Consider the following 15,591-nt stretch of genomic DNA (forward strand, 5'->3'; position numbering starts at 1 on the left):
TCAGATCTCCTCTTAGGCGCTGATGCCAGTGATCTTCACATCAGTGAACCACTGACGGTGACCCTGCTGCTTACGGTAGTGCTTACGACGACGAAACTTAACGATTTTAACTTTTTCGCCACGACCATGAGCAACAACTTCTGCTTTGATCACACCACCTGAAACTAAAGGCGCGCCAATTGTCACGTCTTCACCATTGGCAATCATCAGAACCTGGTCGAACTCAATCGTTTCGCCGGTTGCGATGTCCAGCTTTTCCAGGCGAACGGTCTGACCTTCGCTTACTCGGTGTTGTTTACCACCACTTTGGAAAACCGCGTACATATCAAACTCCGCTTACGCGCTTGCCGTCTTTATATTTCAGGCCGCGCAATAAATTATTCACAATAGGGCGCGAATTCTACGCAAGTTTCTTGATTAAGACAAGTGCCAGATCGCGACTATTGCAGAAAAAAAGCGCAGCACGATTCGATGCGTTTCAACCACACAATTTTCAAGTACACTCTTGGATATATCCATCGGCACGTCCGGCATATATGCCCGGAGATTGCCAGGGCACAGCCACGGTAAACGTACGCTTATCCTGGCAGCAGATTGAGTAATAGCTGAACAGACTGATGAACTTAGAACAGATAAACGAACTCACCGCGCAAGACATGGCGGACGTTAATGCAATCATCCTGGAACAACTAAATTCCGATGTGTCGCTGATCAATCAATTGGGCTACTACATCGTCAGCGGCGGAGGTAAGCGCATCCGTCCGATGATTGCCATTCTGGCGGCGCGCGCCGTCAATTACAGTGGACAACATCATACGACGGTGGCCGCACTGATTGAATTTATCCACACCGCAACCTTATTGCATGACGATGTGGTTGATGAATCGGATATGCGGCGCGGCAAAGCCACCGCAAACGCCGCCTTCGGCAATGCCGCCAGCGTACTGGTGGGTGATTTCATCTATACCCGCGCCTTTCAGATGATGACCAGCATCGGCTCGCTGCGCGTGCTGGCGCTGATGTCTGAAGCGGTGAACGTGATCGCCGAAGGAGAAGTGCTGCAGTTGATGAACTGCAACGATCCGGATATTACCGAAGAAAGCTACATGCGGGTCATTTACAGCAAAACCGCTCGCCTGTTTGAAGCGGCGGCTCAGGCCTCCGGAATTCTCGCCGGCGCAACCCCGGAGCAGGAAAAAGCGCTGCAGGATTATGGACGCTACATCGGCACCGCCTTTCAGCTAATCGATGATTTGTTGGACTACAGCGCCGATGGCAAAACTCTCGGTAAAAACGTCGGCGATGACCTTAGCGAAGGCAAGCCGACGCTGCCGCTATTACATGCTATGCAGCATGGCAGCGCCGATCAGGCTGCGATGATTCGAGGGGCGATTGAGCAGGGTAATGGCCGCCACCTGCTGGAACCGGTGCTGGAAGCCATGCACCAGTGCGGTTCGCTGGAATGGACCCGTCAGCGCGCCGAGCAGGAAGCTGACAAAGCGATCGTCGCCCTGAAAGCGCTGCCGGAATCACCCTGGCGCAGCGCGCTGGAAGGATTGGCTCATATGTCCGTACAACGTGAGTTTTGAATCAATAAATTGCGGCGAATGGTTTTCGCCGCAGCTTCTCCGTGTTTAAGCCAGTTTTCTTGCGCTGTCTGGTAATTTGCGCGTGCTGATTGCCAGCCGGTTATAGGCATTCATCAGGCCGATTGTAATATTGAGGTCGATAATTTCCTTCTCACTGAAATGTGAACGCACCTCATCGTAGAGTTCATCCGGTGCGCCCCTGCTGGCAATCAGCGTCAGCGCTTCCGCCCAGCCAAGTGCCGCCCTCTCCGCCGCCGTAAACCAGTTTCCCGCCTCACGCCAGGCGCCGGTCAGGGTAATTTTCTCCTGTGGAACCTTCATTTCCAGCAGTTCGCGCGTATGCATATCGAGGCAATAGGCGCAGCCATTGATCTGTGACACGCGCAGGAAAACCAGTTCGATTAGCGTCAGCGGCAAGCCACTTCCCAGCACATAATGACGAACGCCGCCGAGCGCTTTCATCCCTTCCGGTGAGACCCGGCTAAAATCGATTCTTTCACTCATAATGTTCTACTCCTGCGGTATGATTTCCTTTAGCAAGCCGAAGACTGGCTTGCCATCCAGACCATTGTTCCTTTTGCTATGGATTAATAAAAGTGCCAAAAAATGATAAAAATAGTGGCCCATTCAATCCTGGGCTGCTGTTGCTGAATCGCCTGCCGGGACAAAGCCTGAGCATGCAGATCCATGATGGGATCCAGCAGGCGATATTTAATGGCAACTTGCCCGCCGGTTCACGGTTACCTTCATGCCGGGATCTGGCGGCGCAGCTTGGGGTCGCGCGTGGGACGGTGCGCAGAGCCTATGATGGATTGGTAGACAACCAGTTATTGATTGCCAGAGGCGCGGCCGGAACCTTTGTCTGTCGCCATGTCCAGCCACCCTCCTTGCCAAATGCCGATCACAGCTCCCCGCGCAGCGCGGTCATCAATGACTATGACATGCCGGCACTCACCTTTCAGATGGGGGTTCCAGCCAGCGACTGCTTTCCGGCAAAAGTCTGGACGCGCCTGCTGCATAAAGAGTCCCGTCAGCTAGCCAGTCTGCCTTTCGGCTATCCCGACCCGCGCGGCAGCCTGGCCCTGCGCCATGAACTGGCGGCCTATCTGGCGATGACCAGAGGGATCCGCTGCCATCCTTCGCAAATCCTGCTGACCCAGGGGTATGCCGGCGCGCTGGGGTTAATCTTTATGGTTTTGGCGCTGCGGGGTAAAACCGGCTGGATAGAAGATCCTGGCTACCCGCTGGCGACCAGGGCGCTGCAGCTGGCGGGGATTAACACTATCCCGGTGAAAGTCGATGACGCCGGAATATGCGTTGAAGAAGGGATTAAACATGGGCGGCAAGCCGATTTTGCGCTGGTCACGCCGGGCCAGCAGGCTCCGCTGGGCGTCACGCTGACATCGCAGCGCCGACAGATGCTACTGAACTGGGCGAATGAACGGCAGGCATGGATTATTGAAGATGACTATCTCGGCGAACTGCAGCTCTATGGCCGCGCAGCCCCGGCGCTGGCTTCGCAGGACAGTGAAGGAAGAGTGCTGCATATTGGCACCTTCAGTAAAACGCTCAGCCCGCTGTTCCGCTGCGGTTATCTGGTGGTGCCGCCAGCGCTGGCCTCCCGCTTCGCTGATGCGATGGCCGCGTTTAATCCCTCCGCTTCGCCCTTACTTCACAATACCATTGCCGCTTTCATGCGTGACGGTCATTTTTTACGCCATCTGCGGCGCATGAAGCGCACCTATCGTGAAAGGCTGGAGTTAATGGCGCAGAGCCTGAAACATGAGTTTCCTCTCCTGCGCCAGGCGGGGCTTTCGCTGATCGTCGGGCTTGCTGATGCCAGCGACGATCAGGCCATCGCGCGCGAAGCGCTGAAAAACGGCATGGCCCCTTCGCCGCTTTCCAGCTGGTACGCTGCCGCGCAGCATTCCCGCCGCGGTCTGCTGCTGGGGGTTACCACCTTGCCTGCTCAGGGCTTTGATGCCTGTAGCCAGCGCCTGCGTGAGCTGGCAGACAACTTTAGCTAGCCATATCCGGCGCTGACGCTGTCGGCAATTACCCGCCTCTTCCCCTTTGCAACGTTGCAACACGAACTGTGGTGCCAGACACAAATCAGGAAATTTTATTGAAAGCGCCATAAAAACAACTTTTATTTTTTGTTATAACGCTAACTGGTAATTTAAAATGTTAACATATAAACCTAATCGCCATATTTATCATTAAATTAGCGAAACAATTAACATAACCAACTAATGACAAGGAATTTCCAGTAAATATCAAGGAGGACTTATGCAACCGCTGAAAAGCGACTGGCATTCAGCAGATATCATCGCGGCTTTACATAAAAGAAAAACCTCACTGGCGGCGCTTTCCCGCGCTTCGGGCCTCAGTTCTTCAACGCTGGCCAATGCCATTTGTCGCCCCTGGCCCAAAGGAGAATGGCTGATTGCCAACGCGCTCGGCATTCATCCGGCGGAGATATGGCCCAGCCGCTATTACGATCCGGAGTCACACAAACTGCTCGATCGTAAACGACTGATTCGACCAGAGGCAACGCATAAAAACGGCGCCGGACAGGGGCGCCAGAGCTAAAAAAAACGGACGACCTGAGTCGTCCGTTTTGTAGCAGCATGAGAAGCGTTAAAGCGTCTCTTCGCCGCTCATGCGTTGGATATCAGCGCCAAGCTCGCGCAGTTTATCTTCGATGCGATCGTAGCCGCGGTCGATGTGATAAATGCGATCTACCAGCGTGGTCCCTTCAGCAATACAGCCTGCCAGCACCAGACTGGCCGATGCACGTAAGTCCGTCGCCATAACCTGGGCGCCGGAGAGTTTTGCTACGCCATGACAGATTGCCGTATTGCTCTCAATTTCGGCATGCGCTCCCATCCTGATAAGCTCAGGCAGGTGCATAAAGCGGTTTTCAAAAATGGTTTCGGTAATCACGCCGGTTCCCTCTGCCACCAGATTTAGCAGGGTAAACTGCGCCTGCATATCCGTCGGGAACCCGGGGTGCGGCGCGGTACGCACGTTTACCGATTTAGGCCGCTTGCCATGCATGTCCAGCGAAATCCAGTCTTCACCCACGTCAATCTCAGCGCCGGCTTCGCGCAGCTTCGCCAGAACCGCATCCAGCGTATCAGGACGGGTATTGCGGCAGATTACTTTACCGCCGGAGATGGCACCCGCGACCAGAAAGGTTCCGGTTTCAATGCGATCGGGCAATACGCGATAAACGCCGCCGCCCAGCTTCTCCACGCCTTCAATGGTAATGCGATCGCTACCCATGCCGCTGATCTTTGCGCCGAGGGTATTGAGAAAGTTAGCCGTATCGACAATTTCAGGCTCGCGAGCCGCGTTTTCAATGATGGTGGTGCCGGTGGCCAGCGTGGCTGCGGACATAATGGTTACTGTCGCGCCGACGCTCACCTTATCCATCACGATATGCGCCCCTTTCAGACGCCCGTTAACTGACGCTTTAACGTAGCCCTCTTCCAGCTTTATCTGCGCGCCCAGCTGCTCAAGGCCGGTGATATGCAAGTCAACGGGACGGGCGCCGATGGCGCAGCCGCCGGGTAAAGAAACCTGTCCCTGTCCGAAGCGGGCAACCAACGGCCCGAGCGCCCAGATTGACGCGCGCATGGTTTTCACCAGCTCATAGGGCGCACAATAAATATCAACGCGGCTGGCATCCACATGCACCGAGCCATTACGCTCAACCTTTGCCCCAAGCTGGCTCAGCAGCTTCATGGTGGTATCAATGTCCCGCAGTTTCGGGACATTCTGAATTTCAACCGGCTCTTCGGCCAGCAAAGCAGCGAACAGGATCGGCAGCGCAGCATTTTTCGCTCCGGAAATAGTTACTTCACCACTCAGCCGGGTTGGCCCCTGCACACGAAATTTATCCATTGCTACTGTTCTCAGTTTACAAAAAAACGCATTTGCTGCCCGCCAGTTCGCTTGGGGTCAGGCAAGCCAATTAAAAACCGTTCAGCTTACGGTCACGCGCCCACTCAGTCGGCGTGTAGGTTTTGATGGAAACCGCATGAATACGATTATCCGCAATATATTCCATCAGCGGCGCATAAACCGCCTGCTGTTTTTTTACCCGACTCAGCTCGGCAAAAACGTCGCCAACGGCGATCACCTGAAAGTGACTGCCATCGCCGGAAACGTGTACCTCGTCTAAGGGTAACGCGCTTAAAAGCACCGATTGTATTTCGCTATTTTCCATGACCATTCTGACGTTGATTGATGATAACAGCCCCACATAGTAGAGGAATTTGCCTTTATCTTAAACAAGCAGAAAGCCCCAGACTGAGCAGGGGCTTTCTCTATCAGGCGATAAACAATTACATCGCTAGTCGACCGCCATCAGGGGCTGTAAATTATACAATGAGATAAGCGATCGCAGCCTGTCGGTGATACCGGTTACCTGCAGCGTCACATTTTGCTTTACCGCCGCTTCGCGGAGGTGAACCAGCAGCGCCAGTCCGGCAGTGTCCACCTGATCAAGGCCGCTGACATCCAGCTGACTGACGCCTTTCACCAGCTCATCACGCTGCTGCCATAGCGGCAACAGCGTCTCGTGGTTCAGCCGGCCAGTCAGCGCCAAACGACCGCCCGTGCTGGTCCAGCTTAGCGGCTGACTCATTGCTGCTTATCCAGCGTGATCGGCTGAGCGGCATAAGACTGAAGACGTTTGGTCAGCGCGTCGATCCCCTGTGTACGCAGGATATCGCTCCACTCATTTTGCTTAGTGGTGATCATGCTTACCCCTTCGGCAATCATATCAAACGCCTGCCAGTTGCCGGTAACGCTGTTCTTACGCCACTGGAAATCCAGTCGCACCGGCGGGCGGCCGTTCGGATCGAAAATCGTTACGCGGATAGCGACGATATTCGCATTATCAAGCGGCTGCTCAGGCGCGACTTTGTAGGTCTGACCGTGGTAGAGCGCCAGCGCCTGGCCATAAGCCTGGGCCAGATAATCGCCAAAGGCTTTAAAGTAGGCTTCGCGTTGGGCAGGGGTTGCCTGCTGATAATACTGCCCCAGAACCAGCGCCCCGGCGTACTTGATCTGCACGTAAGGCAGCAGCTCCTGGCGAACGATTTGGCGCAGATAATTAGGATCCTGCTTGATCTTCGGCTGTTCAGCTTTTAAACGACTGAAGGTTTTTTCCGCAGCTTGATCCATCAGCTTGTAGGGGTTGCTTTGATCAACCGCCGCATTGGCGGCCAAAGGAGCAATCGCCAACAGGGCAATCATCATTAAACGTTTAAACATGCCAATCCTCATTTAGGCTGTGTCGGAGCAGACAGTTCAGGCGGAGTGCCGTCCTGGCCGGGCTGCTGACCTTTTTTACCACCCTCATCGTTGCTCTTATACAGGAACTGCCCGATGAGATCTTCCAGCGCTAACGCCGACTTTGTATCCTGAATGGTACTGCCTTCTTTCAGCATTGCAGTTCCCATTTCCGGATCGGAGAAACCAACATTTAAAGCCAGAAACTGCTCGCCGAGTAGGCCCTGCGTGCGCACGGCCAGCGAACTGGTGTCCGGCAGCTGGTTATACTTATCCTCAATCGCCATGGTAACGCGCGGCAGGTAGGTTTTGGCATCGAGCGAAATATCGGTAACCCGGCCGATTACCACACCGCCAATTTTCACCGGCGATCCGGTTTTCAGGCCGCCAATGTTGTTAAAGTTCGCGTAAAGACGCCAGGTAGGTTCATTACCCAGCGATTTTACATCCGCAACGCGCAGACAGAGAAAAATTGCCGCACAGAGTGCCAGAAGTAAAAAAACGCCAACCCAAATTTCACTCTTTTTAGTTTGCATTGCATCAGTTCCCAAACATCAGTGCCGTCAGCACAAAATCCAGCCCCAGTACCGCCAGTGATGCGTGTACTACGGTACGAGTCGTCGCCCGGCTAATTCCTTCCGAGGTCGGAATGGCATCATAGCCATTAAACAAGGCTATCCAGGTCACGGTAATGGCGAACACCGCGCTTTTGATTACGCAGTTCACAATATCTTTGCGCAGATCAACGGCGTTCTGCATTGCCGTCCAGAAAAAGCCGCTATCGATGCCTTTCCAGGTAACACCAACCAGCGCGCCGCCCAGTATGCCGACAGCGACGAAAATCAGCGCCAGCAGCGGCATACTTATAAATCCGGCCCAGAAGCGCGGCGAAACCACCCGACGCAGCGGATCCACCGCCATCATTTCCATGCTGGAGAGCTGCTCAGTGGCTTTCATCAGGCCAATCTCGGCCGTCAGCGCCGAACCCGCACGTCCGGCAAACAGCAGCGCCGTAACCACCGGCCCTAGCTCACGCAGCAGCGATAGCGCCACCAGCATACCGAGGCTGGTTTCTGCGCTATAGGTGGTGAGCACCAGGTAACCCTGCAGTCCGAGCACCATACCGATAAACAAGCCGGAAACCACGATAATTAGCAATGACAGCACGCCCACGCTGTAGAGCTGTTTGACAAGCAGCGGCGCGTGTTTACGAAACTCAGGCCGCCCGATCAGCGCGTGGAAAAGCATCAGCCCGGCGCGGCCGAAAGAGGCGCAGGTTTGAATGCCGCGTCGTCCCAGCGAGGCCAGAAAACGAACTAACATGGTCAGATTAACTCCCTGATCCGATTAAATCCTGCAGGTATTCACCTGCCGGAAAACGAAAAGGCACCGGCCCGTCAGCTATACCGTCGATAAACTGCCGTACGCGGCTATCTGTGTTTTCTTTTAGTTGTTCAGCGGTCCCCTCGGCTATCACCTTGCGACCCGCAACAATGTAGGCATAATCGGCGATGCTCAGCACTTCCGGCACGTCATGGGACACCACGATACAGGTGACACCCAGGGCATGATTGAGTTCATCAATCAGCTTAACCAGCACCCCCATGGTGATAGGATCCTGTCCGACAAAAGGCTCGTCAAACATAATCAGGTCCGGCTCAAGCGCGATGGCACGCGCTAAAGCGACGCGACGCGCCATGCCGCCAGACAGTTCCGATGGCATCAGCTGCGCTGCGCCGCGCAGGCCGACCGCTTCCAGCTTCATCATCACCGTTGCATGCAGCAACGGTTCAGGCAGCCGGGTATGCTCGCGCAAAGGCCAGGCAACATTATCGAAAACGCTGAGATCGGTAAACAGTGCGCCAGACTGAAACAGCATGCTCATTTTCTTTCTGGCAGCGTACAGTCGTGAGCGCGACAGCGTGGGAATATTATCGCCCTGGAACCAGATTTCGCCTTTATCAGGCTGTAGCTGTCCGCCGATAAGCCTGAGCAGCGTCGTTTTGCCGATCCCGGATGGTCCCATAATGGCCGTCACTTTCCCTTCAGGCACCGTCAGCGATACATCGTCAAAGATGACGCGATCGCCGCGACTAAAGGTGACGCCGCGAACTTCAACCAGATTCCCTGGCGTCTGCTCCATAATGACCTCTGTTGATCTGGTAATAGTAATCAAGTGTAGATGGTACCCCATTAAATTCTGAAGAGGCGACTTTTACAGAAACTTACCCCGCAAGACGATGAATCCCGGCATAAGTTTTACTTTTTCTTTTCAGGGCGTCAGAATCACATCCATTATTATGACCTTGCCCACCATCGTCTATACAAAACGACAATGGTTTTGCAGAAAGGATCCTTCATGCTTGTTGCTACCGCCCTTCTGGTAATCGGTTTGGTGCTGCTGGCCTATGGTGCAGACCGACTGGTTTTTAGCGCCTCGATCCTTTGCCGCTCCCTGGGCGTTCCTCCGCTGATTATCGGAATGACGGTAGTCGGAATTGGAACCTCGTTACCCGAATTCATTGTTTCACTGTCGGCAGCCAATCACGGTCAGCTTGATATGTCGGTAGGCACGGCGATGGGATCGAACATTATCAACATTTTGCTGATCCTCGGCGGCGCGGCGCTGCTCCATCCCCTGACCGTACAATCCAACCTGATCAGACGTGAACTGCCGCTAATGCTGCTGGTAACCTTACTCAGCGGCTTTTTACTGTTTGATAATCAGCTGAGCCGGCTGGATGGCCTGCTGTTAATCATAATGGCATTAGCCTACCTGCTGGCGATTATCCATATTGCTAAAAGCGCCGCCCATAACAATAACGATACCCTGACCCGTGAGCAGATGGCGGAACTGCCGCGTGGCGATACCGGCAACACCGTGGCATTTCTCTGGCTCGCGGTGGCGCTGATTATGCTGCCGGTGGCAACCAACATGGTTATTGATAACGCCACGGTGGTTGCCGATTATCTCGGCGTTAGTGAACTGGTCATTGGCCTGACGATAATCTCGGTCGGCACCAGCCTGCCTGAACTGGCTACGGTGATTGCCGGGGCGCTGAAAGGTGAAGATGATATTGCGATTGGCAATCTTATTGGTTCTAACATTTATAATATTGCTATCGTACTGGGCGTGCCGACTATGCTGCATCCTGGTAGCATTGATAACGATGCTTTTGACCGTGACTACTGGATTATGCTTGGCGTCAGCGCGTTGTTTACGCTGATCTGCCTGCAGCGACGCCGTCGTATCGGACGGGTAACAGGCGCCCTGTTACTCTGTGGTTTTATCCTCTGGGTGACGCTGCTTTACTTCTTCCCCTCAGAGAACTTCTGGTAAGGACTGAATTATGCCCCACAGCGAGCTTGAACCGGGTTTTGACTTTCAACAGGCCGGCAAAGAGGTGCTGCGCATTGAGCGCGAGAGCCTTGAACAGCTGGACAACTACATCAACGACGATTTCAGCCGCGCCTGCGAAAAGATATTTTACTGCCACGGCAAAGTCGTTGTGATGGGCATCGGCAAATCAGGTCATATCGGCAAAAAAATGGCGGCGACGTTCGCCAGCACCGGATCTCCTGCTTTTTTTGTCCACCCGGCTGAAGCCAGTCATGGCGATCTGGGCATGGTCTCGTCGAGCGATGTGGTCATTGCCATTTCAAACTCCGGCGAGTCAGCGGAAATTCTGGCCCTCATCCCGGTGCTCAAGCGCCTGAGGGTATCGCTTATTTGTATCACCAGCCGCCCGGAAAGCAGCATGGCAAGCGCTGCGGATATTCATCTGTGCGTCAAAGTGCCGCAGGAAGCCTGCCCGCTGGGATTAGCGCCAACCAGTAGCACCACCGCGACGCTGGTAATGGGCGATGCGTTGGCCGTCGCGCTGCTGAAAGCGCGCGGCTTCACCGCCGAGGACTTCGCCCTCTCCCATCCAGGCGGCGCACTCGGGCGTAAGCTACTGCTGCGCGTCGATGATATCATGCACACCGGAGATGAAATTCCTCACGTCAGCCGCGATGCCAGCCTGCGTGATGCTCTGCTGGAAATTACCCGTAAACACCTTGGTATGACGGTCATCTGCGATGATTTAATGCAGATTGAAGGTATTTTTACCGATGGCGATTTGCGCCGCGTGCTGGATATGGGCGTCGACTTCCAGCAGGTGCGTATCGACAACGTTATGACGCCAGGCGGCATCCGGGTACGACCGGCAACGCTGGCGGTCGATGCGTTGAATATTATGCAAAATAAAAATATTACCGCGGTGCTGGTTGCAGATGGCGATCTGTTACTGGGCGTGATTCATATGCACGACCTGCTGCGTGCTGGCGTGGTATAAGCTGATAAACGAGAAATTAAGCAAAATGGTCATGGTTGAAACCTGTTACGGTCCGGTCAGTAGTGACGTGCTACAAAAAGCCCGTGCTATCAAGCTATTGATTTGCGATGTTGATGGCGTGATGTCTGATGGCGTTATCTATCAGGGCAACAACGGTGAGGAATTAAAAGCGTTCAACGTGCGCGATGGCTATGGCGTGCGTTGTTTGCTGACCTCGGGCATCGAAGTCGCTATTATTACCGGCCGCAAAGCAAAACTGCTGGAAGACCGCTGCGCCACGCTGGGGATTACACATCTTTACCAGGGTCAATCCGATAAGCTTTTGGCCTTCGCTGAACTTGTGGATAAACTATCGTTGGCGCCTGAACAAATCGCCTATATCGGTGACGACCTGATAGACTGGCCGGTCATGGCACGGGTTGGGCTTAGCGTCACCGTTGCCGACGCTCATCCGGCGCTGCTGCCGCGAGCGGATTACACCACCCGGATTGCCGGCGGACGCGGCGCGGTACGTGAAATTTGCGACCTGATATTAATCGCACAGGATAAGTTTGATGAGGCCAAAGGGCAGTCAGTATGAGTAAATTAAAACGCTGGATAACGCTCATTCTGGCTTTGATAGCCCTGATTCTGATCGGCTGGAATATGGCCGACAACAGTAATGAACCTGAGAATCAGAACAACAATAATAATAACGAGCCTACTTATACCAGCGATCGCTCAGATACGGTGGTATACAGTCCAACCGGTTCGCTAAATTATAAGCTGATATCAGATAAGGTAACTTACTTTACCAAAGATGACGTCAGCTGGTTCGATAAGCCGGTAATGACGGTATTCGACGAAAACAAAGTGCCGATCTGGTCCGTGCGGGCTGATAAAGCCCGTTTAACCAACGATCGCATGCTCTATCTATACGGCCATGTAGAGGTGAACAGCCTGACCAGCACCTCGCAGCTGCAGCGAATTATTACAGATAATGCAGTGATCAATCTGACAACGCTGGACGTTACCTCAGACGATAAGGTCACACTTTATGGTACCAGCTTTAACTCAACCGGCATGAAGATGCGCGGTAATTTGCGGAAGAAAACGGCCCAGCTGATTGAAAAGGTCCAAACCTCTTATGAAATCCAAAACCAAAAACAGCATTAAGTTTTTCCTGGCCGGCTCCCTTTTAGCCGCTGCGCTACCAGCACTGGCGCTCACCGGCGACACGGATAAACCGGTTCACATTGATTCACAGAATCAGGCTCTGGACATGCAGGGCAACGTGGCGACCTTTACCGGTAACGTCGTCGCCACCCAGGGATCGATCAAGATTACCGCAGATAAAATCGTGGTCACCCGCCCCGGCGGCGACAGTAGCAAAACGATTATTGATGCCTATGGCAATCCGGCCACCTTTTATCAGATGCAGGACAATGGCAAGCCGGTACAAGGGCACGCCTCTAAACTTCACTATGAACTGGCCAACGATTTTGTTGAGCTAACCGGCAATGCGTTTCTGCAACAGCAGGACAGCAGCGTTAACGGCGATCGCATCACCTATCTGGTTAAGCAGCAAAAAATGCAGGCATTCAGCAACTCAGGCAAGCGCGTAACCACGGTTCTGGTTCCGTCTCAGTTGCAGGATAAAAACAAAAATGGTCAGCAAAAAAAGAGTAACTAACGCTATATGGCAACCTTAATTGCAGAAAATCTGGCGAAAGCCTACAAAGGTCGCCGGGTTGTTGAAGATGTCAGCCTGACGGTGAACTCAGGTGAAATCGTCGGTTTGCTGGGGCCTAACGGCGCCGGCAAAACGACCACGTTTTATATGGTGGTGGGTATTGTGCCGCGCGATGCCGGCCGGATAGTCATTGATGATGACGATATCAGCATTCTGCCTCTTCATGCCCGCGCCCGGCGAGGTATTGGCTACCTACCGCAGGAAGCATCCATTTTCCGCCGTCTGACGGTTTACGATAACCTGATGGCGGTGCTGCAGATCCGTGACGATCTGACTAGCGAGCAGCGTGAAGATCGCGCCAACGATCTTATGGAAGAATTCCACATAGGACACCTGCGCGATAGCCTTGGTCAGTCGCTGTCAGGCGGTGAACGCCGTCGGGTTGAGATAGCCCGCGCGCTGGCAGCTAACCCCAAATTTATTCTGCTTGATGAACCCTTCGCCGGCGTCGATCCAATCTCCGTTATCGATATAAAAAAAATTATCGAACACCTGCGTGATAGCGGTCTCGGCGTGCTGATCACCGACCATAACGTGCGTGAAACCTTGGCGGTGTGCGAGCGCGCCTATATTGTCAGCCAGGGACATATGATCGCCCACGGAACGCCTGAGGAAGTGCTGGCCAATGAACAGGTGAAACGCGTTTATTTGGGCGAAGAGTTCAGACTCTGATAAGGTGTTCATAATGGGTCAGTATTACGGGGAGATGACATCCTGACTATGAAGCAAGGCTTGCAACTCCGGCTCAGTCAGCAGCTCGCCATGACACCTCAGCTACAGCAGGCTATTCGCTTGCTGCAGCTTTCAACGCTTGAACTTCAGCAGGAAATCCAGCTGGCGCTTGAAAGCAACCCGCTTCTGGAACAAACCGAAACTAACGACGAAATCGATACCCGCGCAGTGCCGGAGAATGACGACTTAGACACCCGTGAGGCACTTGAACAAAAAGAGATGCCGGACGAGCTGCCTCTGGACGCGACCTGGGATGAGATTTACACCGCAGGAACCCCCTCCGGAACGGGAACCGACTATCACGACGAAGAGCTGCCGGTTTATCAGGGCGAAACCACGCTAACGCTGCATGACTACTTAATGTGGCAGGTTGAGCTCACGCCCTTTTCCGAGACTGACCGGGCAATAGCCACTTCGATTGTTGATGCCGTTGACGATACCGGTTATCTGACCGTATCGCTGGAAGACATACTCGACAGCATTGGCAACGACGAGCTGGAGATGGAAGAGGTCGAGGCGGTACTAAAACGTATTCAGCGCTTCGATCCTGTTGGCGTCGCCGCCCGTGACCTGCGCGATTGCCTGCTGGTGCAGCTTTCGCAGTTTGTTGCCGAAACGCCCTGGCTAAAAGAAGCGCGCATGGTGGTCAGTGAGCATTTAGATCTGCTGGCAAATCATGACTTTCGCACCCTGATGCGCGTCTCGCGGCTCAAAGAAGACGCGCTTAAAGGCGCCATGCGGCTTATCCAGTCGCTCGATCCTCGTCCGGGCCAGTCGATCAATACCAGCGAACCGGAATACGTCATTCCCGATGTGCTGGTACGCAAAGTTCAGGACCGCTGGTTAGTAGAGCTGAACGCCGATAGCATTCCGCGACTCAAAATTAACCAGCAGTATGCCGCACTCGGCAACAGCACCCGCAGCGATAGCGACAACCAGTTTATTCGCAGCAATCTGCAGGAAGCCCGCTGGCTGATCAAAAGCCTTGAGAGCCGTAATGAAACCTTGCTAAAAGTGTCGCGCTGCATTGTAGAACAGCAGCAGGCGTTCTTTGACCAGGGCGAAGAATATATGCGTCCAATGGTGCTGGCGGACATCGCCAGCGCGGTGGACATGCACGAGTCAACTATCTCCCGGGTTACCACGCAAAAGTATCTGCACAGCCCGCGCGGTATTTTTGAACTTAAATACTTTTTCTCCAGCCACGTTAACACCGAAAGCGGCGGTGAAGCATCTTCAACAGCGATTCGCGCACTGGTGAAAAAATTTGTCTCAGCGGAAAACCCCGCTAAGCCCCTCAGCGACAGCAAGCTGACTACCCTGCTCTCGGAACAGGGCATCATGGTAGCGCGCCGCACTGTCGCGAAATATCGTGAATCTTTATCCATCCCGCCCTCAAACCAGCGTAAACGTCTGGTCTGAACGAACTGATAAGGAAGCAACTATGCAGCTAAATATCACTGGGCAAAATGTCGAAATCACCGATGCATTACGTGAATTCGTTAATACTAAGTTTGCCAAACTGGAACAATTTTTTGACAGAATTAATCAGGTCTATATTGTTCTAAAGGTAGAGAAGCTTTCGCAGATAGCGGAAGCCACGCTGCACGTAAATGGAGGCGAGCTGCATGCAACCTCAGAAGAGCGAGATATGTATGCTTCTATTGATGGCTTAGTTGATAAACTGGCTCGCCAGCTAAACAAACATAAAGATAAACTGAAACAGCACTAACCTTAGCAAATAGCGACACAACGGGCACGGCGCCATAAGGCGACATTCCGCCCAGTAACCCATCGGCTCGCCCTTGAGGCGAGCCGTTAATCAATCAGGCGTACGTTGGGTTGAACCTGACGCAGTACTGACCCAGGGTTCAGGGATGAGTAATGTAAAGCAATA

20 protein-coding genes are annotated in these 15,591 nt (G+C 53.6%); 11 read left to right on the forward strand and 9 right to left on the reverse strand.

The genetic code is table 11. The features are described from left to right. Positions 1 to 12 precede the first annotated feature (12 nt). The gene (gene rplU / locus BTJ39_RS14790) at positions 13 to 324 is read right to left on the reverse strand and encodes a 50S ribosomal protein L21 (protein WP_078003463.1); all 312 of its coding nucleotides are present in this window, start codon (positions 322 to 324) and stop codon (positions 13 to 15) included. Positions 325 to 617: 293 nt separating this feature from the next. Here rplU and ispB point away from each other — a divergent pair, with 293 nt between their 5' ends. Beyond that, the gene (gene ispB, locus BTJ39_RS14795) at positions 618 to 1,589 is read left to right on the forward strand and encodes an octaprenyl diphosphate synthase (protein ID WP_078003464.1); all 972 of its coding nucleotides are present in this window, start codon (positions 618 to 620) and stop codon (positions 1,587 to 1,589) included. A gap of 45 nt (positions 1,590 to 1,634) precedes the next feature. Here ispB and BTJ39_RS14800 read toward each other — a convergent pair whose 3' ends face one another. Next, positions 1,635 to 2,093, reverse strand: a complete 459-nt coding sequence (locus BTJ39_RS14800) for a carboxymuconolactone decarboxylase family protein (protein WP_078003465.1) — start codon at positions 2,091 to 2,093, stop codon at positions 1,635 to 1,637. Positions 2,094 to 2,185: 92 nt separating this feature from the next. Between BTJ39_RS14800 and pdxR the strand changes: the two genes are divergently transcribed. Further along, positions 2,186 to 3,616: a MocR-like pyridoxine biosynthesis transcription factor PdxR gene (gene pdxR / locus BTJ39_RS14805; protein WP_078003466.1), complete on the forward strand. Its 1,431-nt coding sequence runs from the start codon at positions 2,186 to 2,188 to the stop codon at positions 3,614 to 3,616. Between the two features lie 262 nt (positions 3,617 to 3,878). Then, on the forward strand, positions 3,879 to 4,181 hold the full coding sequence (locus BTJ39_RS14810) for a helix-turn-helix domain-containing protein (protein WP_078003467.1): 303 nt from the start codon (positions 3,879 to 3,881) through the stop codon (positions 4,179 to 4,181). A 48-nt stretch (positions 4,182 to 4,229) separates the two neighbouring features. On the opposite strand, the gene murA is transcribed toward BTJ39_RS14810, so the two are convergent. From murA to mlaF, 7 genes are all read right to left on the reverse strand, one after another. After that, a complete protein-coding gene (gene murA, locus BTJ39_RS14815; RefSeq protein WP_078003468.1) occupies positions 4,230 to 5,498 on the reverse strand; it encodes a UDP-N-acetylglucosamine 1-carboxyvinyltransferase in 1,269 nt (422 codons plus the stop codon). 70 nt (positions 5,499 to 5,568) lie between these two features. Further along, positions 5,569 to 5,823 carry a BolA family iron metabolism protein IbaG gene (gene ibaG / locus BTJ39_RS14820; RefSeq protein ID WP_078003469.1) on the reverse strand — a complete coding sequence of 85 codons (255 nt, stop codon included), beginning with the start codon at positions 5,821 to 5,823 and terminating at the stop codon, positions 5,569 to 5,571. 126 nt (positions 5,824 to 5,949) lie between these two features. Beyond that, positions 5,950 to 6,243, reverse strand: a complete 294-nt coding sequence (gene mlaB, locus BTJ39_RS14825; protein WP_078003470.1) for a lipid asymmetry maintenance protein MlaB — start codon at positions 6,241 to 6,243, stop codon at positions 5,950 to 5,952. Next, positions 6,240 to 6,875, reverse strand: coding sequence for a phospholipid-binding protein MlaC (mlaC, locus tag BTJ39_RS14830; RefSeq protein WP_078003471.1), 636 nt, complete (start codon positions 6,873 to 6,875; stop codon positions 6,240 to 6,242). Before mlaC ends, mlaB begins: the two co-directional genes overlap by 4 nt. A gap of 8 nt (positions 6,876 to 6,883) precedes the next feature. Beyond that, entirely contained in the window at positions 6,884 to 7,429 is a 546-nt protein-coding gene (mlaD, locus tag BTJ39_RS14835; RefSeq protein ID WP_078003472.1) for an outer membrane lipid asymmetry maintenance protein MlaD, read from the reverse strand. A gap of 4 nt (positions 7,430 to 7,433) precedes the next feature. Then, positions 7,434 to 8,216: a lipid asymmetry maintenance ABC transporter permease subunit MlaE gene (mlaE, locus tag BTJ39_RS14840; protein ID WP_078003473.1), complete on the reverse strand. Its 783-nt coding sequence runs from the start codon at positions 8,214 to 8,216 to the stop codon at positions 7,434 to 7,436. A 7-nt stretch (positions 8,217 to 8,223) separates the two neighbouring features. Then, positions 8,224 to 9,036 (reverse strand): phospholipid ABC transporter ATP-binding protein MlaF, encoded by an 813-nt coding sequence (gene mlaF / locus BTJ39_RS14845; protein WP_078003474.1) that lies wholly within the window; start codon positions 9,034 to 9,036, stop codon positions 8,224 to 8,226. A gap of 216 nt (positions 9,037 to 9,252) precedes the next feature. Here mlaF and BTJ39_RS14850 point away from each other — a divergent pair, with 216 nt between their 5' ends. The 8 genes from BTJ39_RS14850 to hpf are packed head-to-tail and all read left to right on the forward strand — an operon-like array spanning position 9,253 to position 15,426. After that, positions 9,253 to 10,233 (forward strand): calcium/sodium antiporter, encoded by a 981-nt coding sequence (locus BTJ39_RS14850; protein ID WP_078003475.1) that lies wholly within the window; start codon positions 9,253 to 9,255, stop codon positions 10,231 to 10,233. Positions 10,234 to 10,243: 10 nt separating this feature from the next. Beyond that, positions 10,244 to 11,230 (forward strand): arabinose-5-phosphate isomerase KdsD, encoded by a 987-nt coding sequence (gene kdsD / locus BTJ39_RS14855; protein ID WP_078003476.1) that lies wholly within the window; start codon positions 10,244 to 10,246, stop codon positions 11,228 to 11,230. A 25-nt stretch (positions 11,231 to 11,255) separates the two neighbouring features. Then, on the forward strand, positions 11,256 to 11,810 hold the full coding sequence (kdsC, locus tag BTJ39_RS14860; RefSeq protein WP_078003537.1) for a 3-deoxy-manno-octulosonate-8-phosphatase KdsC: 555 nt from the start codon (positions 11,256 to 11,258) through the stop codon (positions 11,808 to 11,810). Further along, entirely contained in the window at positions 11,807 to 12,385 is a 579-nt protein-coding gene (lptC, locus tag BTJ39_RS14865) for an LPS export ABC transporter periplasmic protein LptC (protein ID WP_078003477.1), read from the forward strand. The genes kdsC and lptC overlap by 4 nt, the downstream gene beginning before the upstream one ends. Then, positions 12,357 to 12,902, forward strand: coding sequence for a lipopolysaccharide ABC transporter substrate-binding protein LptA (gene lptA, locus BTJ39_RS14870; protein WP_078003478.1), 546 nt, complete (start codon positions 12,357 to 12,359; stop codon positions 12,900 to 12,902). The genes lptC and lptA overlap by 29 nt, the downstream gene beginning before the upstream one ends. 6 nt (positions 12,903 to 12,908) lie before the next feature. Further along, positions 12,909 to 13,634 (forward strand): LPS export ABC transporter ATP-binding protein, encoded by a 726-nt coding sequence (gene lptB, locus BTJ39_RS14875; RefSeq protein ID WP_078003479.1) that lies wholly within the window; start codon positions 12,909 to 12,911, stop codon positions 13,632 to 13,634. A gap of 48 nt (positions 13,635 to 13,682) precedes the next feature. Further along, positions 13,683 to 15,116 (forward strand): RNA polymerase factor sigma-54, encoded by a 1,434-nt coding sequence (gene rpoN / locus BTJ39_RS14880; RefSeq protein WP_078003480.1) that lies wholly within the window; start codon positions 13,683 to 13,685, stop codon positions 15,114 to 15,116. Between the two features lie 22 nt (positions 15,117 to 15,138). Beyond that, a complete protein-coding gene (gene hpf / locus BTJ39_RS14885; RefSeq protein ID WP_078003481.1) occupies positions 15,139 to 15,426 on the forward strand; it encodes a ribosome hibernation promoting factor in 288 nt (95 codons plus the stop codon). Positions 15,427 to 15,591: the final 165 nt, after the last annotated feature.

It is taken from the genome of Izhakiella australiensis (genome assembly GCF_002006995.1).
Classification (GTDB): domain Bacteria; phylum Pseudomonadota; class Gammaproteobacteria; order Enterobacterales; family Enterobacteriaceae; genus Izhakiella; species Izhakiella australiensis.

What these genes read in the sequence shown, in the direction of transcription:
- rplU (WP_078003463.1), bottom strand. Translation starts at nt 324, where the DNA reads ATGTACGCGGTTTTCCAAAGTGGTGGTAAACAACACCGAGTAAGCGAA.
- ispB (WP_078003464.1), top strand. Translation starts at nt 618, where the DNA reads ATGAACTTAGAACAGATAAACGAACTCACCGCGCAAGACATGGCGGAC.
- BTJ39_RS14800 (WP_078003465.1), bottom strand. Translation starts at nt 2,093, where the DNA reads ATGAGTGAAAGAATCGATTTTAGCCGGGTCTCACCGGAAGGGATGAAA.
- BTJ39_RS14810 (WP_078003467.1), top strand. Translation starts at nt 3,879, where the DNA reads ATGCAACCGCTGAAAAGCGACTGGCATTCAGCAGATATCATCGCGGCT.
- murA (WP_078003468.1), bottom strand. Translation starts at nt 5,498, where the DNA reads ATGGATAAATTTCGTGTGCAGGGGCCAACCCGGCTGAGTGGTGAAGTA.
- ibaG (WP_078003469.1), bottom strand. Translation starts at nt 5,823, where the DNA reads ATGGAAAATAGCGAAATACAATCGGTGCTTTTAAGCGCGTTACCCTTA.
- mlaB (WP_078003470.1), bottom strand. Translation starts at nt 6,243, where the DNA reads ATGAGTCAGCCGCTAAGCTGGACCAGCACGGGCGGTCGTTTGGCGCTG.
- mlaC (WP_078003471.1), bottom strand. Translation starts at nt 6,875, where the DNA reads ATGTTTAAACGTTTAATGATGATTGCCCTGTTGGCGATTGCTCCTTTG.
- mlaD (WP_078003472.1), bottom strand. Translation starts at nt 7,429, where the DNA reads ATGCAAACTAAAAAGAGTGAAATTTGGGTTGGCGTTTTTTTACTTCTG.
- mlaE (WP_078003473.1), bottom strand. Translation starts at nt 8,216, where the DNA reads ATGTTAGTTCGTTTTCTGGCCTCGCTGGGACGACGCGGCATTCAAACC.
- mlaF (WP_078003474.1), bottom strand. Translation starts at nt 9,036, where the DNA reads ATGGAGCAGACGCCAGGGAATCTGGTTGAAGTTCGCGGCGTCACCTTT.
- BTJ39_RS14850 (WP_078003475.1), top strand. Translation starts at nt 9,253, where the DNA reads ATGCTTGTTGCTACCGCCCTTCTGGTAATCGGTTTGGTGCTGCTGGCC.
- kdsD (WP_078003476.1), top strand. Translation starts at nt 10,244, where the DNA reads ATGCCCCACAGCGAGCTTGAACCGGGTTTTGACTTTCAACAGGCCGGC.
- kdsC (WP_078003537.1), top strand. Translation starts at nt 11,256, where the DNA reads ATGGTCATGGTTGAAACCTGTTACGGTCCGGTCAGTAGTGACGTGCTA.
- lptC (WP_078003477.1), top strand. Translation starts at nt 11,807, where the DNA reads ATGAGTAAATTAAAACGCTGGATAACGCTCATTCTGGCTTTGATAGCC.
- lptA (WP_078003478.1), top strand. Translation starts at nt 12,357, where the DNA reads ATGAAATCCAAAACCAAAAACAGCATTAAGTTTTTCCTGGCCGGCTCC.
- lptB (WP_078003479.1), top strand. Translation starts at nt 12,909, where the DNA reads ATGGCAACCTTAATTGCAGAAAATCTGGCGAAAGCCTACAAAGGTCGC.
- rpoN (WP_078003480.1), top strand. Translation starts at nt 13,683, where the DNA reads ATGAAGCAAGGCTTGCAACTCCGGCTCAGTCAGCAGCTCGCCATGACA.
- hpf (WP_078003481.1), top strand. Translation starts at nt 15,139, where the DNA reads ATGCAGCTAAATATCACTGGGCAAAATGTCGAAATCACCGATGCATTA.